Source organism: Rhodococcus sp. RDE2 (genome assembly GCF_020885655.1).
GTDB classification, from domain to species: Bacteria; Actinomycetota; Actinomycetes; order Mycobacteriales; family Mycobacteriaceae; genus Rhodococcus; species Rhodococcus pyridinivorans.
In genome coordinates this window covers 794,790-819,930 of record NZ_AP025186.1, presented here as the reverse complement: position 1 = coordinate 819,930, position 25,141 = coordinate 794,790, and the positions used below count along the sequence as shown (strand labels likewise).

At 65.3% G+C, this 25,141-nt stretch carries 36 protein-coding genes; 11 read left to right on the top strand and 25 right to left on the bottom strand.

Going from position 1 to position 25,141, the window contains the following annotated elements; translation table 11 throughout:
* Positions 1-59: 59 nt before the first annotated feature.
* The 21 genes from LPH33_RS03840 to LPH33_RS03740 all read right to left on the bottom strand — a co-directional run bounded on the left by LPH33_RS03840 (position 60) and on the right by LPH33_RS03740 (position 12,252).
* Positions 60-434 (bottom strand): hypothetical protein, encoded by a 375-nt coding sequence (locus tag LPH33_RS03840; protein ID WP_229567132.1) that lies wholly within the window; start codon positions 432-434, stop codon positions 60-62.
* A complete protein-coding gene (locus LPH33_RS03835; RefSeq protein ID WP_229567130.1) occupies positions 431-694 on the bottom strand; it encodes a hypothetical protein in 264 nt (87 codons plus the stop codon). Before LPH33_RS03835 ends, LPH33_RS03840 begins: the two co-directional genes overlap by 4 nt.
* The gene (locus tag LPH33_RS03830; protein ID WP_229567129.1) at positions 694-1,125 is read right to left on the bottom strand and encodes a hypothetical protein; all 432 of its coding nucleotides are present in this window, start codon (positions 1,123-1,125) and stop codon (positions 694-696) included. Before LPH33_RS03830 ends, LPH33_RS03835 begins: the two co-directional genes overlap by 1 nt.
* Positions 1,115-1,549, bottom strand: a complete 435-nt coding sequence (locus LPH33_RS03825; protein ID WP_229567127.1) for a hypothetical protein — start codon at positions 1,547-1,549, stop codon at positions 1,115-1,117. The genes LPH33_RS03830 and LPH33_RS03825 overlap by 11 nt, the downstream gene beginning before the upstream one ends.
* Positions 1,549-1,896, bottom strand: a complete 348-nt coding sequence (locus LPH33_RS03820; RefSeq protein WP_229567124.1) for a hypothetical protein — start codon at positions 1,894-1,896, stop codon at positions 1,549-1,551. Before LPH33_RS03820 ends, LPH33_RS03825 begins: the two co-directional genes overlap by 1 nt.
* Positions 1,897-2,032: 136 nt before the next feature.
* Entirely contained in the window at positions 2,033-2,788 is a 756-nt protein-coding gene (locus LPH33_RS03815) for a hypothetical protein (RefSeq protein ID WP_229567122.1), read from the bottom strand.
* Complete coding sequence (locus LPH33_RS03810) at positions 2,785-3,114, bottom strand: hypothetical protein (RefSeq protein WP_229567119.1); 330 nt, start codon at positions 3,112-3,114, stop codon at positions 2,785-2,787. The genes LPH33_RS03815 and LPH33_RS03810 overlap by 4 nt, the downstream gene beginning before the upstream one ends.
* A complete protein-coding gene (locus LPH33_RS03805; protein ID WP_229567117.1) occupies positions 3,104-4,315 on the bottom strand; it encodes a hypothetical protein in 1,212 nt (403 codons plus the stop codon). The genes LPH33_RS03810 and LPH33_RS03805 overlap by 11 nt, the downstream gene beginning before the upstream one ends.
* 132 nt (positions 4,316-4,447) lie before the next feature.
* Positions 4,448-5,368 carry a hypothetical protein gene (locus LPH33_RS03800; protein ID WP_229567114.1) on the bottom strand — a complete coding sequence of 307 codons (921 nt, stop codon included), beginning with the start codon at positions 5,366-5,368 and terminating at the stop codon, positions 4,448-4,450.
* 553 nt (positions 5,369-5,921) lie between these two features.
* Positions 5,922-6,119, bottom strand: coding sequence for a hypothetical protein (locus tag LPH33_RS03795; protein WP_229567112.1), 198 nt, complete (start codon positions 6,117-6,119; stop codon positions 5,922-5,924).
* On the bottom strand, positions 6,112-6,360 hold the full coding sequence (locus LPH33_RS03790) for a hypothetical protein (RefSeq protein ID WP_229567109.1): 249 nt from the start codon (positions 6,358-6,360) through the stop codon (positions 6,112-6,114). Before LPH33_RS03790 ends, LPH33_RS03795 begins: the two co-directional genes overlap by 8 nt.
* The gene (locus LPH33_RS03785; RefSeq protein ID WP_229567107.1) at positions 6,357-7,136 is read right to left on the bottom strand and encodes a hypothetical protein; all 780 of its coding nucleotides are present in this window, start codon (positions 7,134-7,136) and stop codon (positions 6,357-6,359) included. The genes LPH33_RS03790 and LPH33_RS03785 overlap by 4 nt, the downstream gene beginning before the upstream one ends.
* Positions 7,133-7,411 (bottom strand): hypothetical protein, encoded by a 279-nt coding sequence (locus tag LPH33_RS03780; protein ID WP_229567105.1) that lies wholly within the window; start codon positions 7,409-7,411, stop codon positions 7,133-7,135. Before LPH33_RS03780 ends, LPH33_RS03785 begins: the two co-directional genes overlap by 4 nt.
* On the bottom strand, positions 7,411-8,190 hold the full coding sequence (locus LPH33_RS03775; RefSeq protein WP_229567103.1) for a DUF6551 family protein: 780 nt from the start codon (positions 8,188-8,190) through the stop codon (positions 7,411-7,413). Before LPH33_RS03775 ends, LPH33_RS03780 begins: the two co-directional genes overlap by 1 nt.
* Entirely contained in the window at positions 8,187-9,035 is an 849-nt protein-coding gene (locus tag LPH33_RS03770; protein WP_229567101.1) for a hypothetical protein, read from the bottom strand. The genes LPH33_RS03775 and LPH33_RS03770 overlap by 4 nt, the downstream gene beginning before the upstream one ends.
* Positions 9,032-9,556, bottom strand: coding sequence for a hypothetical protein (locus tag LPH33_RS03765; protein WP_229567100.1), 525 nt, complete (start codon positions 9,554-9,556; stop codon positions 9,032-9,034). Before LPH33_RS03765 ends, LPH33_RS03770 begins: the two co-directional genes overlap by 4 nt.
* Before the next feature lie 348 nt (positions 9,557-9,904).
* Positions 9,905-10,279 (bottom strand): hypothetical protein, encoded by a 375-nt coding sequence (locus LPH33_RS03760; protein ID WP_229567098.1) that lies wholly within the window; start codon positions 10,277-10,279, stop codon positions 9,905-9,907.
* Positions 10,276-10,524, bottom strand: coding sequence for a hypothetical protein (locus tag LPH33_RS03755; protein WP_229567096.1), 249 nt, complete (start codon positions 10,522-10,524; stop codon positions 10,276-10,278). Before LPH33_RS03755 ends, LPH33_RS03760 begins: the two co-directional genes overlap by 4 nt.
* Positions 10,521-10,778 (bottom strand): hypothetical protein, encoded by a 258-nt coding sequence (locus LPH33_RS03750; RefSeq protein ID WP_229567094.1) that lies wholly within the window; start codon positions 10,776-10,778, stop codon positions 10,521-10,523. Before LPH33_RS03750 ends, LPH33_RS03755 begins: the two co-directional genes overlap by 4 nt.
* Before the next feature lie 245 nt (positions 10,779-11,023).
* Entirely contained in the window at positions 11,024-11,965 is a 942-nt protein-coding gene (locus LPH33_RS03745; RefSeq protein ID WP_229567092.1) for a hypothetical protein, read from the bottom strand.
* Entirely contained in the window at positions 11,962-12,252 is a 291-nt protein-coding gene (locus LPH33_RS03740; RefSeq protein ID WP_229567090.1) for a hypothetical protein, read from the bottom strand. The genes LPH33_RS03745 and LPH33_RS03740 overlap by 4 nt, the downstream gene beginning before the upstream one ends.
* Before the next feature lie 139 nt (positions 12,253-12,391).
* Here LPH33_RS03740 and LPH33_RS03735 point away from each other — a divergent pair, with 139 nt between their 5' ends.
* Entirely contained in the window at positions 12,392-12,550 is a 159-nt protein-coding gene (locus tag LPH33_RS03735; protein WP_229567088.1) for a hypothetical protein, read from the top strand.
* Between the two features lie 289 nt (positions 12,551-12,839).
* Here the strand turns inward: LPH33_RS03735 and LPH33_RS03730 are convergent, their stop codons facing one another.
* From LPH33_RS03730 to LPH33_RS03720, 3 genes are all read right to left on the bottom strand, one after another.
* Complete coding sequence (locus tag LPH33_RS03730; RefSeq protein WP_229567086.1) at positions 12,840-13,538, bottom strand: helix-turn-helix domain-containing protein; 699 nt, start codon at positions 13,536-13,538, stop codon at positions 12,840-12,842.
* Positions 13,539-13,635: 97 nt separating this feature from the next.
* Complete coding sequence (locus tag LPH33_RS03725) at positions 13,636-13,866, bottom strand: helix-turn-helix domain-containing protein (protein WP_229567084.1); 231 nt, start codon at positions 13,864-13,866, stop codon at positions 13,636-13,638.
* Complete coding sequence (locus LPH33_RS03720; protein WP_229567081.1) at positions 13,863-14,132, bottom strand: transcriptional regulator; 270 nt, start codon at positions 14,130-14,132, stop codon at positions 13,863-13,865. The genes LPH33_RS03725 and LPH33_RS03720 overlap by 4 nt, the downstream gene beginning before the upstream one ends.
* A gap of 92 nt (positions 14,133-14,224) precedes the next feature.
* On the opposite strand from LPH33_RS03720, the gene LPH33_RS03715 reads away from it, so the two are divergent.
* From LPH33_RS03715 to LPH33_RS26925, 5 genes are all read left to right on the top strand, one after another.
* Complete coding sequence (locus LPH33_RS03715) at positions 14,225-14,680, top strand: hypothetical protein (RefSeq protein ID WP_229567079.1); 456 nt, start codon at positions 14,225-14,227, stop codon at positions 14,678-14,680.
* A gap of 3 nt (positions 14,681-14,683) precedes the next feature.
* A complete protein-coding gene (locus LPH33_RS03710) occupies positions 14,684-15,124 on the top strand; it encodes an ImmA/IrrE family metallo-endopeptidase (RefSeq protein WP_229567076.1) in 441 nt (146 codons plus the stop codon).
* Between the two features lie 46 nt (positions 15,125-15,170).
* Positions 15,171-15,590, top strand: a complete 420-nt coding sequence (locus tag LPH33_RS03705; protein WP_229567074.1) for a hypothetical protein — start codon at positions 15,171-15,173, stop codon at positions 15,588-15,590.
* Positions 15,591-15,697: 107 nt separating this feature from the next.
* Entirely contained in the window at positions 15,698-16,945 is a 1,248-nt protein-coding gene (locus LPH33_RS03700; RefSeq protein WP_229567071.1) for an IS256 family transposase, read from the top strand.
* Between the two features lie 74 nt (positions 16,946-17,019).
* A complete protein-coding gene (locus LPH33_RS26925; RefSeq protein ID WP_420714474.1) occupies positions 17,020-17,700 on the top strand; it encodes a tyrosine-type recombinase/integrase in 681 nt (226 codons plus the stop codon).
* 244 nt (positions 17,701-17,944) lie between these two features.
* On the opposite strand, the gene LPH33_RS03690 is transcribed toward LPH33_RS26925, so the two are convergent.
* Entirely contained in the window at positions 17,945-18,583 is a 639-nt protein-coding gene (locus LPH33_RS03690; RefSeq protein WP_088897466.1) for a hypothetical protein, read from the bottom strand.
* Between the two features lie 185 nt (positions 18,584-18,768).
* On the opposite strand from LPH33_RS03690, the gene LPH33_RS03685 reads away from it, so the two are divergent.
* The 5 genes from LPH33_RS03685 to LPH33_RS03665 all read left to right on the top strand — a co-directional run bounded on the left by LPH33_RS03685 (position 18,769) and on the right by LPH33_RS03665 (position 25,115).
* Positions 18,769-19,230, top strand: a complete 462-nt coding sequence (locus LPH33_RS03685; RefSeq protein ID WP_016695567.1) for a hypothetical protein — start codon at positions 18,769-18,771, stop codon at positions 19,228-19,230.
* A gap of 86 nt (positions 19,231-19,316) precedes the next feature.
* Positions 19,317-19,919, top strand: a complete 603-nt coding sequence (locus LPH33_RS03680; RefSeq protein WP_229567067.1) for a DUF937 domain-containing protein — start codon at positions 19,317-19,319, stop codon at positions 19,917-19,919.
* 205 nt (positions 19,920-20,124) lie between these two features.
* Positions 20,125-21,078: an acyl-ACP desaturase gene (locus LPH33_RS03675; protein ID WP_088897468.1), complete on the top strand. Its 954-nt coding sequence runs from the start codon at positions 20,125-20,127 to the stop codon at positions 21,076-21,078.
* Between the two features lie 188 nt (positions 21,079-21,266).
* Positions 21,267-22,409, top strand: coding sequence for a tRNA dihydrouridine synthase DusB (dusB, locus tag LPH33_RS03670; RefSeq protein WP_088897469.1), 1,143 nt, complete (start codon positions 21,267-21,269; stop codon positions 22,407-22,409).
* Positions 22,410-23,189: 780 nt separating this feature from the next.
* Positions 23,190-25,115, top strand: coding sequence for an LCP family protein (locus tag LPH33_RS03665; RefSeq protein ID WP_229568249.1), 1,926 nt, complete (start codon positions 23,190-23,192; stop codon positions 25,113-25,115).
* The last annotated feature ends 26 nt before the right edge of the window (positions 25,116-25,141 follow it).

The following is a 25,141-nucleotide window of genomic DNA, read 5'->3' as shown; positions in this document are numbered from 1 at the left end:
GGCACGAGGTGTCGCACTCATCCGAACCCGTCCACCCGCAGCGGAGGCGATTGGTCGAGTCACTGTGTTTCCCCGATCTCGATGGTCAGCCAGAGCGCGCCACCGCGGCCCTTCTCGACTGGATGGATGACGGGCATCAACTTCGTCATCAGGTCAGGTGTGTCGTCGGTTACGAGGCCGGCGTCGACGAGTCCGTCGCACGCGGCCTTGAGTACGGGCGTCGGGTTCTCAGCGTCGCGGCGTCTGCGGTCCTTCGGTCGGTAGTGCAGGCACACGGTGATGTGGGCGCATCCGGTCGGGATCTTCGCTTGCTTCGCGAGCAGCCATGCGGTGGTGCGGATCTGCTTCGTTATGCGAGAGCTCTTGCTCCAGTGCATCCGCGAGTTCATCGACAGCGGCACCGAGTCGAACCCGAGGTCAAGTGTGTACGTCACGAGTCACCGTCCAGTGCTTCGCGGATGCTCGTCACGGGCACGGTGCCGACTCGGGGCCGGCCATCGATCAAGGTTAGTTCCCGAACGCGGTCGAGTGCGGTGACCTGGTCGTCGTAGCGCTCGGCTGATCGATAGAGCGCGTGAGCTACGTCGGCGTGTCCGTGGTCGGCGTGCCACTCCGCCCACTTCCGCAGGTTGTCGGTGTCCATCGCGACTTGCACGCGGATGGTGCGGCTTTCGGGTGTTGCGGGATCGGGCATCACGAGTCTCCGTTCAGTGCCCGGCGTCGGGCGTCGGTCAATTCCTCGGGGTCGTAGTGGTGTGGGTTCTGGTCACGCGCGTCACCGCACGGGTACTCGTCGCGTTCGGCGTAGCGCAGATCGCAGTAAGTGCAGCGCACGTTGCCTTCTGCGACGAGTGCATTCCACTCACGCACTCGTTGTTCCTCGGCTCGGTACCCGGTGAGTTCTCGTTCTTGTCGGTCAAGGGTGTCGAGAAGCGCAGTCACCACATCCGGGCTCATCGCACCGGCGAACTGTCCGGTGATGCCGCCGAGCAGGGCGTCAACGCACCCGGTCCAGTTGCCCGTTCCGTCGTACGGCCAACTTGGCTCGAACGACGCGGCCTTCGCCTTCCTCGCCAGTTCGCGCAGTTCGTCGCGGCCTTCGGGTGTCGTCGGATCACTCGTCATCGGACGTCTCCTCGTCGGTGTCATTCCAGAGAGCGAGCACAGCATCGACCGCCTTCCTACGTAGCGACCCGCTGTCTTTGCCGAGCATCGCCACCGGGTCCGGGTAGTTCATCGCATTCGACAGGACATTCACGAGGGCACTGTCGAGCTCGTCACGGTTCGGGTGGTTCGACCTTCCGCAATCCCTGCGCGCCTGCTCGAGTTGTTCGGTGAGGTGCGCGTTCGCCTCACCGAGCACCCCGAGGATGTTGAGGAACGACTCGGTGGTGTCGAGGAACTTCTCAGCATTCTCGAGTGCCCACACGTGCCAGTCGTCAGCGGCGACACGTTCGGCTTTCGTGCCGGGTGCTGCCTTCTCGAATCGTTCGAGCAGAGCGCGTCCTTCGACGACGTCGATGAACTTCTGCTCCGGGTTGCTTCCCATCAGTGCTCGGTCCTTTCATTGGCGAGTCGGAGTGCGCGGTCGAACGTTTCCCGCCAGCCCCAGTGGGCCGGCGGCCACATCGGCGGCCGGTTCGCGAGGCCCGGTTCGATGAGGCACCAGGTGTCTCGGCCGGCGACGGTGCTGAACCGCTTCCGCACCTGCACCTTCGGGCGCTCGCGGTCTCGCATCTCCTGGTACAGCTTGATCAGATCGGCACTTATCCGCTGGCAGTTGACCTCGGCCTGCAGTAGGTCCAACGTGCTGCGTTCGCGCAAGTACGGCAGTTCGCGAACCACTTCGATCGCGACGCGAACGTCCTTGGCGGTGAACTTGCGGGGGCTCGTCATGCGGGTCGCCTTTCAGATCGGATAGTGGATTTGAGATGCCGGGCCCAGCCGCGGCGGTTGGCCGCTGCTTTCGACCTGCCTTCGCGCTCACGCTGTTCGGCCAACCGGAGCAGAATCTTCGGAGTCAAATCGACCGTCATGCAGGTCGCCTTTCAGGTCCGATGATGTCGTTCGGTTCGCGGAGCATCTTCGACAGCCAGTCCCATTCGCGGATCGGCCACGCAGGTTGGCCCCGGAACCGCGACCCGCACGCCGACGACGGTGGCGCACAGTTCACGCCGCGGCAGATGACGAGGGGCTCGTCGTCCTCGGACTCGGGGTAGTGGATCTGCATGGTCCGCTCCCCCACACCCACCGCTGTCGCGCCGTAGCACCAGGGGCAGATCCCGTTCATCACCTGCCCGTCGCGCAGGTCGCCGAGCAACCGCGCGGCCGCCGACACGAGCGGTCCGAGCTGCTGCTCGACCCACGGGACGGTGCGGTCGTCGTTGTCGTGCGCTTCGGCCAACCATGTTGCGGTTGTCCGCATCCACGAGCACGGATCGACGGTGGCGGGCACGTGCGGGAGGAACTCCTCGGCGTGGATCGGAGGATTGGCGTCCGGGTTGTCGAGGCCCGCGGTGACGACGACGGTGCGGGCGATGTCGTCGATGGTTGTGGAGATGCGCGCGAGCAGATCGAGGACCCCGACGTCGGCCGGCGCGGGGCGGGGCACGCCCTTCTTCCCGAGCCGTTCCGCGTCCGCTGCGGTGAGCACACCAGCGCGGCGCGGAGTCTCGACCCAGGTCCGCGGCGGGCCCGGGATCTTGAGGACGACGAGCGCGGGCCATGCCTCGGTGAGGTAGTCGAGGTCGCGGATGACGCGCTGGACGTCGGGGTGGAGCAGGTTCACGCCGTCCGCCTTCCCTGGGATGCGATCTGGTGTCGGAGTCGTTGGTGGGCGTTGTTCGCCGCGCGGCGCTGCTGTTCGTCCCAGCCGTGGTGGGGGTCGGGTGCGGTGGGCAGCCAGGCGAGCAGGTCGGAGACCGGACGGTTGTGGTCGACCATGGCGGCGCAGGAGATGGCGAGTCCGATGAGCCCGGCCCGGTCGAGGCCGGCGGTGAGGCGGGCGACGTCCCGGTCGTCTCCGTCGCCGTGGGCGATGGCGACGAGTTCGAGTGCTCGCTTGTCGATGTCGTCGATCTGGCGAGGGGTGAGAGCAGCTGGGTTAGTGGGCATGGCGATCTCCTGTGGTGCGGGAGCGGGAGTTCTTGCGTGCACGACGTCGACGACGGGATCGGGATGGTGTGGGTGTGTCGGGTTGGGTGCCTGCCTGGGTTGGGCTTCCGACAAGACCCGTCCCGACCCGGCCCGACCCGACCCGACCAGTCCTGACGGATTCCGTACCCTCGTGTTCTGCTGGATCTGCGGATAATCTGCGGATTTCTGACAGAACGGGTGTTTCCGCTGGTCTGATGGTTGGTTGGACGTCCACCATTGGGTGGTTTTCTGCGTCTGGTGTGTCGCTGCCCGACTGGGTGTCGGGTCGAGGTGACGTCGCGTTCCCCGACGAGGTGTCGGGCCGCTGGGCAGGAGTGACAGGTCGTGCCGACTGGGTGTCGGTGTCCAGATTCGTGTGGTCGTTCCCCGGCTGGGTGTCGGGTCGAGTTCCTGCGGTCGCCTTGTTGGCGGGCGTCACGGTGTCGCGCTCGGTGAGTCCGGGCGCGAGGTCACCAGGGCGGAGTTTGCGGCGTGATCGCGGCGGAACGGGGAGGTTCTGCCGTCGGCGCCATTCGTTGTCCGTCAACCATTCGATGGTGCGGTCGGAGTAGTACGGGGCTACGGGTTCGGGGTAGAGCTGGTCGGCGTTGCGGGGCCGGCTGCCGTCTTTGCGGCTGGAATTGCAGCCTTGGCAGGACACGATGTAGGTGTCGATGGTCGCGGCCTGGCCGGGGACGAGGTGGTCGTATGTGCCGGAGCGGGAGGCCTTGCGGCTTCCCCAGTCCACGATGCGGCCGCACCAGCGGCACGCGTCGCCGTCGCGGATGCGGACGGGCACGATGAGGGCCGGGTTGGAGTTGTCGCGCCGTCTCTGCCGCTCGAACTCGACCTCTTCGCGCAGCCGCAGGTGGAGGAAGTCGGGATCGTCATCTACGAGCTTCCAGGCTTTGCGGCCGTCGTCGAGGAGGTGGGGTCCGGTCATGTATCCGGCGAATACTGCGACGTCGAGCAGGAAGTCCACACGGGTCGGACCAGCGATCAGAACCGCTGTACCACGGGTAATCACGTAGTCCGTTAGGTGGGAGCCCGACTGGGCGGAGCAGCGCGACACGAATCCGTGGACCTCGTTGACCAGGCGGTCATCGCATTCGTCGTGTTCGAGGACGGAGAGCACGATGGGGTGATTGGCGGATGTGTCGCCCCACCGGACCCACGTCACGGGCGACTCCTGTCACCGTGAGTGTCGGGGTGGTTGGTGGGCAGCATCATTCGTGTCCTCGCGGGTGTGTCGTCGGGGTGCAAACGCAGAGGTGCGGTGCGGGCGGTGCGCGGGGCGGGGCGGGTGTGGTGGTCATGTGGGTTCGAGGGTGGGCCAGGTGCCGATGCCGCAGATCTCGGACTCGAACACCTCGGGCATGTAGACGCGCTGCATCGTGGCGAAATAGTCGACGTCGATGCGCGGCGACGGGTTGGCGCGGGCAACGACAGACGGGTCCGTGAGGTCCTGCTCGAGGTTGCCGTTCTCGTCGCGGCGGTCAGGGACGGAGTATTCGATCCAGCACAGACCCGGGTCTTTTCCGGTAAGCCCCCGGTTCCGTACCGCTGTAAATACACGCCCGTTCGGGTGCCTGTCCTCGTGGACAGCCGAGCCGAGATACCAGACCTGCCGGCGCGGACTGCGGGGCCTGCGGAACGGCGTTCCGTGGATCGCGGCGCGTGCCCACTCGTCTGGGATGTCGTGGGCGTCGTCGATGACGAGCAGGTCGGCGTCGATCGCGTAATCGATGGCAGCAGGGCGGCGGGGGCAGAAGCGGAGCAGGCCGCCGTTTCTGGTCGTGATCAACGCGTTCGTGCGCGAGATACTCGCGGCGCGACCGAGTTCCGGGGCCTGCTCGATGGTGGCCGCGAGACGATCGAATGTGTGCCGGGCCTCGTGCCGGGTTCTGGCGGTGTAGACGATTTGCTCGCCGAGGGTGAAGAGACCACCTAGGACACGAGACTCGGCGAGGAACGTTTTGCCGTTCTGCCCGCCGGTAAGCAATCCGACCTCGGAGGCGGACCAGGTCCACCCTGCGAGGAGCGGGTTCGTACCGTCCTCTGCGAGAGTGTCCATGCGCGAGGATTTTTCGAGGACGACGTGCTGCCATGTGTCCAGGGACCATCCGGCCTTCTCGGAGATCTCGGCGAGGTCGGAGCCGAGGTTCATGTCCAGGGCGGACGGCGGCGAGGTGAAGATGCGAGGGTTGTGTCGGCGGCGTGCAGGTCGGTTCACGTGGATCGTGTCCTTTCAGGTCCGAAGGGAGTACTTGTCAGTTTCGGCGTCTTCCAGCACGTGAATCCGCGGCGGTGCACTCTGCACATCGACATCCGTAGTCCACGTATCCGGTGCGTTTTCCGTGAGGAGCGTTGGGATTAAACAGTTTTCCTGCGTGGACTATTCGCTCGGAACGCCGTCGTCCCCGGTACGCTCTGACGATGCGCTTCTTCCAGTCGAGGCAAGAAACACAGCGGCAGTAGAAGTAGCAGTACCCGGATGATGTGCCGTGCGGGGCTCGCAGGTGAGTCAGTCGACCACCGACTATCACGCGTTCATCTCTTCGAGCTTGGCGAGTGGTCGCAGAATCTTCGTTCTGTTCGGGCACAGGTTGTTCACGGTTCATCGTTCGTTGCTTTCTGTGCGTGGACGGCTGCGGACATGAGGTTGGTAACGATGTCGAGTGCTGCATCCGGGGTGAGGAGCAGACCGAGTCGGTGGCCGTTCGGCCGGACGATCAGCATGTCTACGGCGGTACCCCTGACCGAGATATGGATTCCTGGAGGCACATTCACTTCTGTCCTCGTATCTGTTCGAGGAAGTTGAGCGTGTCGATGGTCGGTTGTCCGCTGTGCTCGTGATCTCGCGCGCACCGCCACACGCCGTCTCGTAGAACGAGGATGCATTCGTCCGGGGACAGTTCGAAGGTCTCCGTCCGGCCGGGTTTCAGCAGTCCACCGTCGTTGTACGGTTCGTCGCGGTCAGGCACCGCGACCACCGAACGCTGCGACAAGTTCGCGTGTGGTCATCTGCTCGACTTCGGACTGGTCGTAGCCGAGTGAGACGGCGTAGGTGACCCAGGCGTGGTGGGCGGACTGATGGGCGGACAGCGGGCGGGTGGATTCGCGAGAGACGTCGTCGGCCGGCAGGCAGACGCCGCCGCACGGCGCGGAGCGGATCGAGGCGCACTTACGGCAGTCCCAGACTTCGAGGGTGGAGGACATGGTCATGCTGCACCGCCCATGATGTGGTCGTACCAGCGCTTCACCCAGCGGGCGTCACCGAGCGCGGTGTGCCGTTCGTCCTCGGTCGGAGGTTCGACACCGCACGCGCGTGAGAGGTCGTCCGAGCGGCAGTCCGGGGACAGGACTGCGCTGAACTCCTGTTGGATCCGATCGACGTTCTCGGTTTCCTCTGCCACGAGCTGGTCAACGAGTGCCCGTTCGTGCATGGTCGAGGTCGCGTCGTTGTACGTCCGATTCTTCTTGCCTTGCAGCTGCACAAGGCTGTTTTGCGCAGTCCTTTTCTGCTTCACGATCGGAGCGGATGCGGGCATAGCGCGGAGCCACCCCGCGGCGAGGGTTTCGACGTCGACGAGGTTGTAGTACCAGGAGGGGCACAGCTTGTGTCGGCGGAGCATCGCGGCAAGAACTTCGGTGTCGAAACTGGGCACAGCGCCGACGATGATCGCGTCACGGGTCGCACGCTCGACTTCGATCGCGGCATCGACCTCGAGGAGCAACGTCCGTTGGTCACGCGGCACCAGAGTCATATCGACGGTGAGCGACCACGATTCCTTCGGCCCGCCCCTGAACCGTTCGTGGAACCGACCAACCTGTAGGCCTTTCAGTTCGGCGTTGGTGTTGTCGACGTCGGCGATCTGGATGCACCGTTCGGTTTCGGTGCCGTCGACGTCGCGGCGGATCCACGCGATCTCCCACGGCCGGCGGTCAGCATGCAGACCGTTGGTCTCGGTGTCCAGGAACACGATCGGGCGGTTGGTCATCGTTTGGTCCTCCAGGTGTCGGCGTGAGGGCAGGTGGTGAAGTGGGACAGGTAGAGCGGCTTGTGTGCCGCGCGCAGACCGTCACGGTCCGGGCCGCTGACCATCGCCGCGTGCAGGACCTCGGAGGTGAGCGAGACGACGAGGTTTCCGCGCGGGGTGGGTTCGGGGTCGAGGGGCATCGTTTTGCGGTTCGGGGTGCGGGCCCACACGATCGGCCGGCCGCAGGAACGGCAGTGCTCGAGCGGCGCGATCATGGTGAGGTTGGCGCTGGGCATCAGATTTCCTCGACGTCGAGCTGGCCCTTGCGGGCTTGCTTGTTGTAGGCCGCGATCAGGACCCGAGCGACGCACTGCGTGAGTGTTCCGCGGGCGCGTTCTTGGAGATCGCGGGCACGGGTGACGAGCTGTCGGGAGGTCATCTCGGACATGGCGTCGCCGAGGCGTCCGTTATCGATGGTCAGCGAGTATGTGTCGAGGACGAGCGCGACGCCTTCGAGGACGACCGCCTTTCGGGCGTCGTCCTCGCCGGGCCAGATGTCGAGGACCAGGACGAGGGTGTCGGCAAGGACTTCGGGGGCAGAGCGGGACCAGATGCGTTCGAGAGCTGCGCAGCACTGCAGGTTCCTCGGTCCGGACCCTTGCGTGACCGTGAGTCCGCACTCGCCGGCGATCTTCTCGATCGAGAGGACTACGGTGTCGCCGGATCCTCGGCGGGCGTGCCAGCGATCCCAGGTGCTCAGTGCCTTCGTCTTGGCATCGATGTCGTAGAACAGCTTGGCTTCGTCGGCGAGGGACAGTCCGGTGTGGATGGTGGCTACGAGTGCGGTGACGCCGGCGCGTGAGGCTGCGGCCCAGCGGTGCTGCCCGTTGATGATCGCGTAGCGGGGTGAGCAGTGTTCGCCGCGGTCCGAGACCTCGAGGACGCCGACGAGGCGTCGGTCCCAGGTGGCGGCGATCTGGCCGGCGCGTTTGGTGTCGAGTTCGCGCTGGTACAGGCGGTCGGAGAACATGTCGTCGACAGGGACGACGTCGATGTAGGTGTCTATGTCGCTCACTGGTCCGTGCCCTTTCGTGCCCGGCGGATCTCTACGACGTCTTTTCCTGCGTGGCGGATCTCTACGACGCCAGCGGCGGCGAGCTGTTCAGCCGCGGCCTTGATCGGGTTGGGTTCGCCCTTGGTCTCGTCTTTGGTGGCGTTGCGAGGCAGCGAGTCCACGGCCGGCAGTCGGATGTCCCACGAGTCGGCCCACTGCTCACGGCGAGCACGGTCCTCGTCGGACAGATGGGCCGGGGTGAGGATGCCGAGGAAGCTCTCACCGATGACGACCGACAAGGACCGGGACTCGTCGTGCGCGGTGATCTGGATCGGCTCGCCGTACACCTTCGCTGCCGCAGAGAACGCGCTCACGACGTGCGGGGTGAGGTTGATCGTGTCCAGGTCCCCGTGCGGCAGGGACCGGATACGGGAGATGGTGTGCGCGACATCGGTGAACGAGTCGAGGGTCTCCATACGCGGTAGTTCGAGGGCCTGTCCGTCGATACCGGGCAGGCCGGAGACATCGGCGATTTTGATGTAGTTGTCGCCGGTCTCGATCTGCAGCATCGCTTCGGGTTCGTCGTTTTTGTCGGCCGGCGCCTTGAACACGGACAGGATCTTGCGGACCTGGTCGGGTGCGAGGTCGACGAGTTCACTGTCCGGGCCGACCGGGTCGTCGACGGTTTCCCACACCGAGGCGATGGCAAGGCCGGACGTCCACCCGTCGGTGGCGGTGAGGGTGAGGTTGTGTTCGCCGATCTCGACCCGTATCCGGCGGAGTGATTCCGCTTTCGGGTGGGCGTGGGGCACGACCGCGGTGCAGGCGCGCCGCAGGTCGTGCGTGGAGACACAGATGGTTGTCACTGGATTCCTTCCGGCAGCGGCGCGGTGGCGTCGAGCCACGCTGAGAGTCGGTCTCGGAGGGCTGCGGCGTCGTCGCGGCTGAGGTGCACGGATATGTCGCGTTCGCGTTCGATGTTGTCGGCATTGACCCGCATCCACAGGTGACCGGGGAACACCGAGGTCTGCACGTAGATCTCGTCGCGACTGTGCGTGACGATGACCTCGGTTCCGTAGCGGATCGCTCCCGCGACGTGGACACGTTCGACGGAGGCCCGTGCGTCTTGCTCGGCGACGATCTGCTCGTACGCATGGTTCAGTGCCCGAAGCCGTGCAATGGTTGCGTCGGTCCAGTTGAATTCGCGCGCGAGTTCGCTCATCGCGCCGAGTTGGTCCTCGGCAGGGGTGTCGGGTTCGTCGTCCCAGCCGAGGACGATTCCGTAGATCCACGCGGTGTCACTGCAGGTGGACCAATCCATCGATGACGTCGCGATCAGGTTCTCAAGCGCGTTGAGTGGCGCGACGACGTGAGCATTTGCGGTCACGGTTCGGTCCTTCCAAGAGTGTCGGTGGGAAGCGGGATTTCGAGTTGCCCTTCGATGGGCGCGGACGTCGCAAGCCGGTCGCGGCACAGCCAGCTGTGGATTCGGATTCGGCGGTCCGCTGGTTGGGAGTGCCACCAGGTGTCCGCGGCGTCGGCAGTGGTCATTCGGTCGACCTCCGGCACTGGGGGTGTTTCACGACACCGGCAGGGAGCTGTTCGCCGCAGACCGAGCAGTTCCGCACGATCGGCTGGATGTTGGCGAGCGCAGCCTTGATCGCGGATGCGACAGGGACGTTGTCAGTGACACTGACGGTGTCTTTCCGCGGCTGCCCGACCTCCGGCATCGCTGTCAGCCCTTCCGGATCTCGCGGGAGCATTCGATGCAGACCAGGTGCGGCACGGTCGAATCGGATTCCCGAGTGGGGATCTTGGGGACCAGGCACGCGTGGACGATCAGTCCTGTGCATTCGCTGCACAGTCCGCCTGGCACGTCCGTGAGCGGTTTCCGTGGTCGTGGCTTCGGTTCCGGCTTCACGAACCCGCCTCGGCGGAGCACGCGTCGCACCGCTTCGGCGTGCGTCTCGAAGGCCTTCTGGACGGATTTGTCTCGGTCCTGGAAGGCCTTCACGATTCCTTCGTGAAATTCCTGGTGGCGGTCCTGGTCCAGGACGAGTGCGCCGCACACGTTGCAGAGGACGAAGTTGCTGAACATTCTCTCGCTCATCGGGTCTTATCCCCGAGGACTTCACTGAGTTCGGTGATCATGTTGTCTTCGCCTCCCCCACCGAATTGCTGCCAGGTGCGCAGGAGCGACCGGACATTCTGGAGCTGCGCGAAGGTGGCAGCGGCAGCGAGTCGGGTCTCTGCGAGCGCGTCGACGGTCGGGGCCGCGTGGACGTGGCTTTCGTGTCCCGAGGGTCCGGGGTATCCGCCGGCGGCTGCGCGTTTCGTATCGCGGCGGTGGCTCACCGGGAGTTCTCCCGCACCGGGTCGTCGAGGATTGTTGCGACGAGTGCGAGGGCCAGCTCGGAACGGGCGTCGCGGTCGAGCGGGCCGGTGGTGGTGATGCGGACGTCTCCGGTGGCTTCGTCGAGCGTGAGGCCGGCGGTTTCGTCGGTCGAGCACCACGGCAACGCGATGGGTGGGCAGTGCAGGAGTGCGTACTGCGGTCCGAGGTGGTCGACGATCGCACGCAGATCGGTGTCGGACAGTGTGTTCGTCATCGTGGTTCTGCTCCCGGGGTAGTCGGCTCAGCTGCGGCCGGGTCGTTTGGTTACTTGGACGGGCAGGTCTAGGACGTGGGTCGTGCACCGAGTGGTGCCGTGCCAGAGGATTCCGGGACGTGATCCGACGACGAATTCTCTGCCGGAACAGATTTCAACGAAGATGGTTCCCTCGGGCAGCGTCCGGATGATCCGGTCGTCGAAGATCACGGGTTGCCCAATTCCGCGGCTGCCGTGGGCGGTACTCATGACATCTCCTGAATCAGGAGGCCCGCAGCAACGCCGACCGCCACCGCAGCCGCGGCACAGGCGACGGTGATGGTGGCCCGTAGGGCGGAGGTCACGGAGACGGGTGGTGTCGTCTCCGTGACCTCCCGATCTCCTACGCTGTGATCGCCACAACCCTCAGCAGAAGGAGAAGCATCATGGCTGAACCGACCGAAACTGAGCCGATTGTGCCAGCGCCGCTCGAGCTCGAGCATGTTCTCATCCCGAGCAAGCCCGAAGCGTACGTCGGGCGTGACCGGTACATTGTGACTGCCGTTGCTGTCTTCAACACCATCATTACTGCTCACGTCATCAAGGCGGTGGGGGGCGGTCCTGTCGGTGGGCCTTTCGACGGGATCATGCTGCGGCTGATCGACGACGACGGAACCCAATATCCCGTCTTGAGCGGTGGAAGCGGGGGCAGCATGAACGGTCAGCCGTGGGATGCCAGCCAGATGTTCACCCGACCAGCGGGGACCAGTCCGAAACGTCTTCATCTGTTGGCTGAGACGCGCAGAGAGGGGGCCGGGCTGCATCCCCTGGCCACCGTTGTCGTACCCGAGTGACGGTAGATATTTCGACGAGTAATTCCCGAAACAGTCGGTGATCCGGAGCTCCCCGATATCCGGCCACTGGTTCAGGCGCACCTCGAACCAGTGGCCGGCAAGGACAAGGTCGACGACAGAGGTCCGAGCCTCCCCAGCATGGAGGCTTGGCTTCATCTCTTCGGCGCCAGCGAGACGAGTCCATTCCGCCCCGGCGAGCGACTCGGTGAACGCCTCAGCCATCAGATCACCGAGAACGGACTCCGGGTCTTCGGCATTGTTTGTCGGGTCGGACTGTGCTGCGTCGCCGCTCGCAATGTCAGAGGAACTTGTTTGCGGGGAAGGCTTTTCGTCGTCGATACGTGTCCAGGTCATGAGAACACCCCCGTCGTGATGACGATGTACAGCCAGATGACGGTTCCGACCGCGGCGCCCAGCGTGAGGATCCACAGGGCAAGCCCGAGCAAGTCCGTGAGGGTGCCGGCAGCGGGGGCCGTGCCTTCGGTGTGGTCGAGAGGAGTGTCGCGGACGGCGACGACGTGGGCGTCGATCACGTCGTCCGGGTCGCCGTGGCTCTGGATGTCTCGGGGCGTGGAGAAGAAGTGGGCATCGAGCTCGTCGAAGATCGGGGTCATGCTCGGGTTGGGCAGTGCAAGGGTCATGGCAACTCGATTCGCTGGGGACCGGTGGTCGGACATGCAGAACGAAGGCCATACGCTCCAAATGCCGACCGAGACCGCCTCGGTGGCGTTGCCTGGCCGGTGAGATTGCAGCTCGACGGCCAGGGGAAAGAAGGGTCGTATGGATGCACAGAAAGCTGCGGGATGGGCACGAAATGGGTGGGCGCGGGCGAACAAGGTTCTTGAGGATCCGTCGGCCACGCCGAACGAGAAGGAATTAGCTCAGGCGATCACGGAAGTTGCGTACGCGGTCGTGGAGTTGGCGGGCGGCAACGACTAGCCGGTAGGCGCCCAGCGTGAGGGCACGGCGGATGCTTGCCTGCTCGGTGGCCCACCGCTGGGCGCGTTGCCATTCAGTGGGTTCGGTTCCATCAGGATTGAATGGCATTCCTGAATGGTCAGATTCCGGTTCCCACATGTGTCTGTCATCGACTTTGATCCATGGCATCGGATTCTCCGTTCAGTCTTGTCGTTTCGTTTGTGATTGAGGGGATGGAAGCCGGTGACGGCGTGGCGCACATCGGGAGCGATAGGTATCAGGACTCCGTCGGCACGCCGCCACCGGAGATTCAGTCGCGGCTGCGAGCACTCGTGTTGTGACGGAGCCGCGTTTTCGGATTCATCACGGCTGCCCGCAGGTAGTCGTCGAGATCGTCGACGTGAATTCGCCATGTGCCGTGTGGCTCTGACTGCTGGCGTCCAACAAGCTCACCTGTCCGGCAGGCGTCATAGATCTGCTTGGTGCCGCACCGCGCGTACTTCGCGGCCTCGGGAACAGTGAGCCAGGGCGATTGAAAGGCTGTCTCTTCTACGCTGTGTTCGCTAGAACCCTCGGCTGAAGGAGAAGAATGAGTAACTACTTGCTGTACGGCGAGCAGAAGTTCACGCAGGCTGGCGACGAGGCTGCTGATGCTCTCGAGGAGGACCTCAAGGTTGTCTTCGGCAACGGTGGATCCGGTGGCCTTATCACTGTCGGACTCGAAAAGGATCGGACGGCGACGATCCTCGTCACGGGAACTGTCCCCATCGCAATCGTCCGGGGCGGTGCCACCGTCAAGAAGAGTGCTGCCACTGTCTAGCGCGGCGAGGTAGTCCAGCTCAGCGAAAGTGGAGATCGCCCGCCCGAAGTTGTGGGCGATCTCCCGCTCCAGCTCCGCTTTGGTGGTGCCAACTTGAACAATCACGCGGCCGTCTGCGGTTTTTCCGACGGCGATATCTTCGCAACCGTCGATCGAGTGCAGCGTGTATTGGGTCTTCGCCTCGTTCATGGAAACTCTCCAGAATTTGTTGCTGGCGTCAGGCATTGGGCCCGATCGCGGGGGTTGTTGCGCGTCGTCACCGGGTTCGAGAGTCCGTGTGCGTGATCTAGACGGATCGGAGCTGTCGCTTCGATCGCGCCGCGGGCCGACGGAGGTAGTTGTCGAGATCGTCTCTGTGGATGCGCCATTCACCGTTTCGGCCGGACGCTTGGAATCCGACGATCTGCTCGGTGTGGAGTAGGTGGAGCACTGTTTGCGGATGGCGCTTGATGTACGCAGCTGCTTCCTTGACGGTCATCCATGGCGTGCCGGCAACTTCTGCTGTGGGGGCACTCATGCGGAGATCCGTTCTGCGTCCCTGTCTTCCCAAGTGACAATCTCGCCGAGTCCGAGCCCGAACGCCTTGGCCACCCCGATCGCGAATGCCATCGACGGTTCCTCTCCTCGGTCCCGAACCCGGACGAGGGTTGACCGACTGGTGCCGATAGCGGCAGCGAACGCGTCATCAGAGTCGATACCGGAATTGCGCTTGAGTCGAGCGAGAAGGCCGGGTCGGACCATCGCCTTTGTCTTGCTTGATCGTTCACCGACTGTGCTGTTCATGAACCAAACTGTAGCTCGAACGATCCAAATGTCAACGCATAGATGCTCCAATTTGTATTGAAATCGCTACGCATGTGTGCCATCGTTGACACATGACAACGCCTGAGCAGTGGATTCGAGACACGGTGGGAAATACGTCGATCCGCAAAGTCGCAACGGAGGCCGGCCTGAACCACACAACTCTGGCTCGACAGATCCGAGAGGGAACTCTCACCGCCGAATCTGTCGTCAAGGTTGCGCGAGCCTATGGGGTGTCGGTGGCCGACGGACTACAGGCGATCGGAGTACTGACAGAGGAGGATGTCCTGCCGATCTCCGTCGAGAAAGCACTACAGGAAGCAACGGACGAACAGCTGGCCGACGAAGTGTTGCGCCGAATGAAAGCCGGCAACGAGATATACGACCGGCCCCTCAGCGAAGTGGGCACCGTTCACACCTTAAAGCCACGCGTGCCGGATGTGGACCTCGCCGACCTCGAGGGACTCGACTACGTATCGAACAAAGACGACAATTCGGACCCAGAAGATGATCATGTATGGGACGTTTAAAGCATGCGTGATTTGGAACAAATGGCCGCTGCCGCCGGGATCCTCATTCTCGAGGGTGAGCTTCCCGGCGGCGAGCGGGGACGTTGGTATCCCAGTAAACGCGTGATTGTCCTTCAATCGGGCATGTCGGCAACGAGGACTCGGTGCGCCTTGTGTCACGAACTGGGACACGCTTTTCTGGGGCACGACATGTCTACACTCGACCCGGTCACACACGCTCGACAGGAGCGCCAGGCCGACGAATTCGCGGCCGAGAAACTGATCACCGCTGAGCGCTACGCCCGAGCCGAAACTCTTCACGGCGCATACCTTCCTTCAATCGCCAACGAACTCGGTGTGACCTTGGCGATTGCCGAGGCGTGGCGCGAGCTCTGGATGAAGAAGGGGCAGGATGGGATCCGCTCGACAACTTCCCTCTGGAAGATGGCAAGCTCGGTACGTTGACAGCTTCGGGCGGCATCGAACCGCCGGCACGTGGCCCAACGAAAAGATGGCACTCGGCAAGGCCCAGGCCGCCGAAGATGCCGATCGCATCTCCCCCACAAGCGCCGAAGCGGCTCGAATGACGTGGGGCGAATGGGAGCCGAAGTGGCAGGCCGGGCGCCGCGTCGCACCGGGGACGTTGGCGAGGGACAGCAACCGGCTCGAGAATCACGTCAAACCGAAGTGGAAAGACGTGAAGATCAACTCGATCACCGGTCACGGCATCCAGGTATGGCTTCGCGAGCTCGAGGTAGACGCGGGCCTGTCCCCGTCGACGATTCAGAAGTGCTTTCATCTGCTGTCGTCGTCTCTACGGGCGGCGGAGTTCGCTCGTGTTATTCCCTCGAATCCTTGCCGAGGCGTGAAGCTGCCGAAGGGTGGCGCAGTGATCGAGGGTAAGTCCCGGGGAGTGGTGGGAATCGGCTGAGGGCATCGGTCCAGGTCCGCGGCGTGTCGTTCCCGCTCTGCGGGTGGGCCATCGCGTAGTGATCAACGAGTTACCTCTCACAGTGACTCACAGAAAGCAGCCACGCGATGACCCACGACCATTCTGCACTGCTCGCCCAGCTCGACGCGCTCACCGGCGCCGACAGCGCCAGCGTGTTCGCCGAACTGATCCGCACCGGCCTGCAGGCTCTGATCGAAGCCGAGGCCACCGACAAGCTCGGTGCCGGCCGCTACGAACGCACCGACACCCGGATAACGCACCGCAACGGACATCGAACGAAGACCGTGGCCACCACCAGCGGCGATGTGGAGGTCAAGATCCCCAAACTACGGTCAGGATCGTTCTTCCCGTCGCTGCTGGAACGCCGCCGCCGGATCGACAAGGCGCTGTATGCGGTGGTGATGGAAGCGTATGTGCACGGCGTATCGACCCGCAGCGTCGACGACCTGGTCGGCGCGTTGGGTGTCGGATCCGGGATCTCGAAGTCGGAGGTGTCACGGATCTGCGCCGGCCTTGATGCCGAGATCGCCCGGTTCCGGGAGCGCACGCTGACGCACACGAGCTTTCCGTACGTCTTCCTCGACGCGACGTTCTGCAAGGTTCGGGTCGGTGCACACGTGGTCTCGCAGGCGCTGGTGGTCGCGACCGGGGTGTCGATCGACGGTACCCGCGAGGTGTTGGGCACCGCGGTCGGCGACAGTGAATCCTTCGAATTCTGGCGTGAGTTCCTCACCAGCCTCAAGGCCCGGGGTCTGTCGGGGGTGCATCTGGTGATCTCCGACGCCCATAGTGGGCTCAAAGCTGCGGTGATGCAGCAGTTCGCGGGCTCGTCGTGGCAGCGGTGCCGGGTGCATTTCATGCGCAACATCCGAGCAGCTGTGGCGGCCAAGCATGTGCCGCCGGTGATGGCGGCGGTCAAGACGATCTTCGCGCACACCGATCCGGTCGAGGTCGCCGCGCAGTGGGATCAGGTCACCGACACCTTCTCCGGGTCGTTTCCGAAGGTCGCGGCGTTGATGGAGGCCGCCAAGCACGATGTGTTGGCGTTCACGGCGTTTCCGAAGGCTCATTGGCAGAAGATCTGGTCCAACAATCCGATCGAGCGGTTGAACAAGGAAATCAAGCGTCGGGCCGATGTTGTGGAGATCTTTCCGAACCCGGCGGCATTCCTACGGTTGGCGACAGCGGTGGTCATCGAGCAGCACGACGAGTGGCAGGTCACCCGCCGGTATGTCTCGGATGTGAGCATGGACGAGCTCCGTGCGGTGATCGCCGCCAAGCAGCACGCTACCGAACCAGCGTTGTCGTTGACCGGCTCGAGCGAAACAGCATAGTATTCACCGCGACTCGTTGATCACCGCGCATACCGCGAGCCGATCCGAAGTCCACCACTCCACGGGGCACTATCGTGATCGAGCGGTATCTGACTCGTGACGAGGTGCAGGACCTGCTCGAGGTACTCGATGCTCGGGACCGGTTCGTCGTCGAGCTGCTGACCGGAACAGGTCTTCGCCTCGGCGAGGCCTTGGGTCTGCACTGGGAATCGGTCGACCTGACTCATCGGACCATCCGGGTCGCTCGGTCATGGGACCCAGTAGGGGGTTCGATGAAGCTTCCGAAAAGCTGGCAACAGCGGTCGGTACCGATATCCCGTCACCTCGCCGCGCTGCTACGCGCTGAGCTGTCGGCGCATGGGCCGGGGACACCGGCGGACGTGCGATACGACCGGGAGGTGCGCGCCCGTACGGGTCTGGTCATCAGAGCCCGGCAGGGTAACGGTCCTCTCGGAGAGAAACGGTTGCGCGGGCGTTGGGAGAAGGCATTCGTCCTCGCATCAGAGTCCCGGAAGAGAGTCGGCAAAGACGAGATCGCACCCGCCCGCCTCCATGATTTACGTCACACTTATGCGTCATGGCTCGTACAGGATGGCGTGTCGATTTACGCCCTCAAGGAGTTGCTGGGGCACCAGTCTGTGGTGACCACGCAGCGGTACTCGCACCTCGCGAAATCACAGTGGGACGACGTCCGGTCCGCGCTTGGTGACCCACCCGAACGGAGCTCCCGGCGTGCCAACAAACGTGCCAACTGACGGCATATTCACAGACTTGTTAACACTCGCGGAGAGGTGCGTTCACATCCAGAAAACGGCAGCTAGCCCTCGGTTTTACGCGGATTCCCTCGCATACCTTCGCACACCTCAATCAGACTTTTAATCCGCAGGTCGTAGGTTCGAGCCCTACTGGGGGCACCGGCAACGCCGGCGTCGTACGCGACGCCGGCGTTCGTCGTTCCGGAACGTTCCGCAGCCTGGTCGGAGACGGCGCGGTCCTTCATCAGAGACGGTGGGAGCCGGGCGGGACGTCGTCGGTGTTCCGGCCGAGTTCCCTCTCCGCCTCACGGCGTGCTTCGAGACGCTCCTGCTCGATCCGGCGCTGTTCGAGATCCGTGCGGGCCTGCTTCAGATCACGTCCGCGCTTGCGGTAGCGGGTGAGCGCGACGACGAAGATCACCGCGAGCAGAGCTCCGACGATCGCACCGATCAACGTGGCGCCGCGGAAACCCGGCGCGTCCACGTCGAGGATCCGCTCCCCCGCATGCGCACCGTTCCCGGTGCCCAGCACGACCGCCAGAGTCATGAGGTTCGGCAGGGCGACCACCAGCGCGAGCACGCCGAAGGCGATCTGCAGCCCGCGGCTGTACCTCCAGTTGCGGACCTGCCAGATCCATGCGAGCAGCGCGATGGGGATCGCCGTGCAGAGGATGCCGAAGAGCAGACCCCACAGCACTCCGCGCGCGAAGCCACCCTCGGCGAGGTTTGCGATCCGCTGCGCCCACCAGCGAGGAACGAACGCCGCCAGGGTGTAGTAGGCGATGACGAGCACGATCAGCGCCACGACCACGGCGATGGTCTTCTTCGCCCACGGCGGCAAGCTTTTCCGCGAACCCGCTTCGTCGACATTCATGTCCGTCATTTCGAACCCTTCTCGCCGATCGGTACGTGCACCTGCCGTGCGCATCTCAGCCTACGGACCACCGCATTCGGGGCAGTGCATTCGGGCAGGTCTCTTCGCACTGCGAATTTCACCCGGTGCGGTTGCCCGTCTTTGTATACGGTGAGCCGCAGGGGTAATCGAACGTTCATCGTCCGGGGAGGAACATGCGCAGTTTCGTGGACCTGGGCCTGTTCCTGGCCGCCGTCGCTCTGGGAATCGGGTCGGTGTTGCCGGTGGTCGGCGGGATACGACCCACCGAGATTCCCCTGTCGGCGCTGCGCGACGGTTTCCCCGACGGCGATCTCGCCGGTGTCGCGGTCCCGGGTCTGCCGCTGTACGAGTCCCTCGCGGTACCGCTGGTCGTGGCCGCGGTCCTGCTCCTCGCCGCCGCACTGTTCGACTCGGTGGCCGTCGGCTGGGCCGGGACGCTGATCGGTGTCGCGACGGCCGCGGTGTTCTGGACGCGCCTGTTCCAGACCCACGGTGAGTACGTCGAACTCAATCGCAGTACGACACTGACCAATCAGAACGGGACCGTGCTCCTGCTCAGCGGCACGCTCGTCGCGCTGCTGTGCTGCCTCATCGCGCTGCGCCGTTCGTCGACGAGCGCCGCCTCGCTCGATTGACGCCTCCCGCTGGAACGAGCCTCGTCCCGATACTCTCTCGGCACCGGGTGGCCGCTTCGGGGCACCCACGAGTCAAGGCAGGAACGATGGCAAGTCTCGACGATCTGATGGCCCGCATTCCCGTCGACCAGGTGGCGCAGCGGCTCGGTGTCGACAACGCGACGGCGGAGACGGCCGTCCGCGCAGCGCTCCCCACCCTCGTCGGTGGTCTCGACGCCAACGCCCAGAACCCGACCGGGGAGGCGTCGCTGCTCTCCGCGCTGGGCAAGCACTCCGAGTCGAACCTGGCCGAGGGCACGGTCGACGTCGACGGGATCGACACCGAGGACGGCGACAGGATCGTCTCCAACGTCTTCGGCGACAAGAAGGACCAGGTGATCTCGACCCTCGGTTCCGTGAACGGCGCCGGCGGGAACGATCTGATCGCCAAGGTCCTGCCGATCATCGCCCCCATCGTGCTGTCCTATCTCGCCAAGCAGATCGGCGGCGGGGCGGGAACGAACACCGCGAGCGTCCCGCAGGGCGGCGGTCTCGCAGATCTCCTCGGGGGTCTGCTGAAGAACGCCGGTGGCGGATCGGCCGGCTCCGGTGGCGGAATCGGTGACGTCCTCGGCAGCGTGCTCGGCGGCAGTTCGGGTGGTGGACTCGGGGGCCTCCTCGGTGGACTTCTCGGTGGCGGCAAGCGCTGAGACCCGCTGGAGCAGCACGTTCCGCTCGCCCGTGTGATACGGCACGAGCGGGACGGTGCTGTCGTCGGGCGGTTCGGACCTGTACCGTGATCCGGGCGAATACGGGGGGCCACCGGCGCACCGCGTGCCGCGGCGACGAACGGCCGGGCTCCCCTCCTCCGTAGGCCGGCGGAGTACACGGACACGATGTGAGGGGTAGAAGAGCATGACGCGAGTCCTGACTCAACTGGAGCTGCTGCGAGAGCTGGAGCCTGTGGCCGAAGCGAACCTCAACCGGCATCTCTCGATGGCGAAGGACTGGCATCCCCACGACTACGTGCCGTGGGACGAGGGCCGGAACTTCGCCGCGATGGGCGGTGTCGACTGGGAACCGGAGCAGTCGAAGCTCGACGAGGTCGCCAAGGCGGCCATGATCACCAACCTGCTCACCGAGGACAATCTGCCCTCCTACCACCGGGAGATCGCCGAGAGCTTCTCTCGCGACGGCGCCTGGGGTACCTGGGTCGGCCGGTGGACGGCGGAGGAGAACCGCCACGGCATCGTCATGCGCGACTACCTGGTCGTCACGCGCGGTGTCGATCCCGTCGCACTCGAGAACGCCCGCATGGAGCACATGACGAACGGCTTCTCGTCCCCCAACTCGACCGGCATGCTCCACTCCGTCGCCTACGTGACCTTCCAGGAACTCGCGACCCGCGTGTCGCACCGCAACACCGGCCGTGCCTGCGACGACTCGATCGCCGACAAGATGCTCCAGCGCATCGCCGCCGACGAGAACCTGCACATGATCTTCTACCGGAACATCTGCGACGCGGCGATCGACATCGCTCCGGCCCAGACGCTCGCCGCGATCGTCGAGGTGCTCGAGAACTTCCAGATGCCCGGCGCCGGCATGCCGAACTTCCGTCGCAACGGCGTGCTCATGGCCAAGCACGGCATCTACGACCTGCGTCAGCACCTCGACGACGTCGTGATGCCGGTGCTGCGCAAGTGGAGGATCTTCGAGCGCGATCTCGGCAGCGAGGCGCAGCAGGATCTCGACAAGCTCGGCAACTTCCTCGACGAACTGGGACGTCAGGCCGGGCGGTTCGAGGAGATGCGCGATCGCTCCCTCGCCCGTGAGGCCGCCAAGCGCGAGAAGGTCGGCGCGGACGCCTGAGTCCCATGTGTGCGGACGCCTGAGTCCCATGTGTGCGGACGCCTGAGTCCGGATGCACACCGCCGCCGAGTCCGGCGGAGGTTATCCTGTGCCCGGTGCCGGTTTCGGTACCGGGCACAGCCGTTTCCGCGGCCCACCAGTGACGGGCACGCTATTTCTTTGTCACACAACGTTTTCCAGAGGTACCCATGTCATCCCTCCGTATCGGTCCGCTCGAACTGAACAGCCCGGTCGTGCTGGCGCCGATGGCGGGAGTGACGAACGTCGCATTCCGCACGCTGTGCCGCGAACTCGAACTCGAACGGGCCGGCAGCACGTCGGGCCTGTACGTGTGCGAGATGGTCACCGCCCGTGCCCTCGTCGAGCGGCACCCGGTCACCATGCACATGACGACCTTCGGCCCCACCGAGACACCACGGTCGCTGCAGCTGTACACCGTCGATCCCGACACCACCTACGCCGCGGCGAAGATGATCGTCGACGAGAACCTCGCCGACCACATCGACATGAACTTCGGATGCCCGGTGCCGAAGGTGACCCGCAAGGGCGGAGGGTCGGCCCTCCCCTACAAGCGCCGGTTGTTCGGGCAGATCGTCGCGGCCGCCGTCCGCGCCACCGAGGGCACCGACGTCCCGGTCACGGTCAAGTTCCGCATCGGGATCGACGACGAACACCACACGCACCTCGACGCCGGTCGTATCGCGGCCGCCGAGGGTGCCGCCGCCGTGGCCCTCCACGCCCGGACCGCTGCGCAGCGGTATTCGGGAGCGGCCGACTGGGACGAGATCGCCCGGCTGAAGGAACACGTCACCGACGTGCCCGTGCTCGGCAACGGCGACATCTTCGACGCCTCCGACGCCGAGAAGATGATGGCGCAGACCGGTTGCGACGGCGTCGTCGTCGGTCGTGGCTGCCTCGGACGCCCGTGGTTGTTCGCCGAACTGAGCGCCGCGCTCGGTGGTCGCACGATCCCCACCCCGCCGAATCTCGGTGAGGTGACGCAGATCATGCGCCGGCACGCCGAACTTCTCGCCGACCACCACGGCGAAGACCGCGGCCTGCGCGACATGCGCAAGCACATCGCCTGGTATCTGCGTGGTTTCCCGGCGGGTTCGGAGATCCGCAACGGCCTCGCCCGGGTGTCGACGCTCGCCGAGCTCGACGATCTGCTGGGCAAACTCGACCACGACGTGCCCTTCCCCGCCGATGCCGAAGGCCCGCGGGGCCGTCAGGGCTCCCCGAGCAGCGTCGCACTGCCCGACGGCTGGCTCGACGATCCCGAGGACACCTGCGTGCCCGAGGGCGCCGACATGATGCACTCGGGCGGGTAACCCGTCCCGGCACGTGGTTCCGGACGACAGACGGATCGACCGATGGATGTCGTGCGACACAGCCGCGTCACGGTCACATGCAACAGACGATCAGTATCATTGCGGAGTCCTCGCGACGGTCGCCCGTGAGCGATCACGTGGACGACGACGGATGACGAGGCGGTACGACCGCGGAAAGAGCAGGTATCGGTGGACGAGGAGCACGAGACAGGATCCCCGGATCCTCGCGCTCCCTGGGAAAGGCCGATAGCCGACAGCAGCTACCGCGAATCCCGCTCGTCCCGCCGCAGCCGCTCCGGTGGAGTGCACCGCTCCGACGACACCGACGACGATTCGCGTCGTCACGAGAGCGCACGCAACCGCCGTGCCGCGGACTCGGACGATCCGGAGCAGCTCACCGTCGCCGAACTGCTCGACAAGATGGGACGCCGATCCGATCCGTCCCCTCGATCGGATCCGCCCACCGACCCGCCTCCTGCCGATCCGCCGCACACGTCCACCTCGTCGCTGCCCCCGGCCCGTCCCCGTGACCCGGAATCCGCCCGGCACGTCGCGCCCGAGGAGACCGGACGCGCGGAGCTCCCGCGCAGGACGCCGCCCCCGGCTGCTCCGCCGACTCCTTCGGGACCGCCCACCCCTCCGGTACCGCCGACCTCTTCGGGCCCGCCGACCACGGTCGTACCGCCGGTGCAGCCCGGCGCTTCCCGGGTGCCTCCGGGGCCGTCCCGGCCCCGGCCGCCGGAGAATCCCGTCCCGCCGCGCACCCAGGCGCCGGACCGGATGGCCGGACCTCCCTCTCCTCCCCCTTCGGTACCGTCTGCGCCGCCCGCGCGTCCGGTGCCCCCCGCGGATTCCCGCCCCGTGTCTCCTGCGGACTCGCGTCCGGTGTCTCCCGCGGACTCGCGTCCGGTGCCTCCCGCGGACTCGCGCCCCGCACCGCCGGCGGAGCCGCGTCCCCCGATCGAGCCGCGACCGGCGCCTCCCGTCGGGTCGCCGCAGACGCCTCCTCCGCGACAGCAACCGCCTATCGCGGACGAACAGCCGACCGTCAAGATCGACGCGGTGTCCCCCGCGGGTGTTGCATCGCACGCCGAGGACGAGAACGACGACAAGGCGACGGACGAGAAGGCGCACGGCTCCGCTCGGCCGCGCACGGTGGGCAATGCGACCCTCGGCCGGCTCGCGCAGAGCAAACAGCGCAAGCGGAAGCGTCTGAGGTTCGCGGCGAGAGCGGCGGTGGCGTTCGTCTCGGTCCTCGCGCTCCTCGGCAACGGCGCGGTGTGGGGATACGTCCGGTCCACGGAGGCCGGCTTCTCCCAGATCGCCGCGCTCGACACCGAGTCGGAGGACATCGTCGACCCGGTCGGTCAGACCGGCGACGAGACCTATCTGATCATCGGCACCGACACCCGCGCCGGTGCGAGCGGTGAGATCGGCGCCGGAACCGTCGAGGACGCCGAGGGCGCTCGTGCCGACACCGTCATCCTCGTCAACATCCCCGCCGACCGCAGCCGCGTGGTCGCGGTGTCGTTCCCCCGGGATCTGGATGTCGAGCGACCGGTCTGCCGCGGATGGGACAGCGCGACCGGCGAATACGATTCCGAGCTGTATCCGGCCGCCGAAGGCGACAAGCTCAATGCCACCTACGCCCTCGGCGGACCGAAGTGCCTGGTCAAGGTGATCCAGAAGATGTCCGGGCTGAAGATCGGCCACTTCGTGGGCATCGACTTCGCCGGCTTCGAATCGATGGTCGACGAGATCGGCGGTGTCGAGGTGTGCACCTCCATACCGTTGTACGACAACGAACTCGGTTCCCTGATCGAGACTCCCGGCACCCACACGCTCGACGGCAAACGGGCACTCGACTACGTCCGTGCCCGCAAGATCGACCAGGAGGGCAACAGCGACTACGGCCGGATCAGCCGGCAGCAGAAGTTCCTGTCGTCGCTGCTGCGCTCGACGTTGTCGAACAAGGTGCTGTTCGACCCCGGGAAGCTCAACGGCTTCATCGGCGCCTTCACCCGCGCGACCTTCGTCGAGAACGTCAACGCCGAGTCGCTCGTCAAACTCGGACGTTCGATGCAGAACGTCGAGGCGGGTGCGGTGTCCTTCCTGACCATCCCCACGGCCGGCACCAACGACTGGGGCAACGAGATCCCGCGCACCGACGACATCAAGGCGATCTTCACCGCGATCATCGACGATCTCCCCCTGCCGGGTGAGAAGCGGGAGGAGGACCCGACGGAGGTCGCGGCCGCTCCCCCGGCCGAACCGCTGCCCGCGCAGCTCGCGGTCGATCCGTCGACGGTGTCGGTACAGGTCTCGAACGCGTCGGGTCTGTCCGGGCTGGCGGCCGGCACCGCCGAGGAGGTCGCCGCCTACGGCTTCCCGGTCTACTCGATCGGCAACTACGCCTCCGGGACGAGCAAGCAGACCGTGATCCGCTTCAGCGAAGGACAGGAGACCGACGCTGCGACGGTGGCCTCGGCCTTCCCCGGCGCGGTACTGCAGGAGGCTCCACCTTCGGCCCAGCTGGGCAGCATCGTGGAGATCGTCCTGGGCACCAGTTTCGACGGCACCGTCGTCGCTCCCACCCCGGCGGGCACGCCGCTCGCCCCGATGGAGATCCAGACCCGGTCGGAGTCGTCGGTCGAGCTCCCCGCCGATCTCGCGATCACCAACGCCGCCGACGATCTGTGCACGTAGACACCACTGTTCGGCCGTCGACGTTC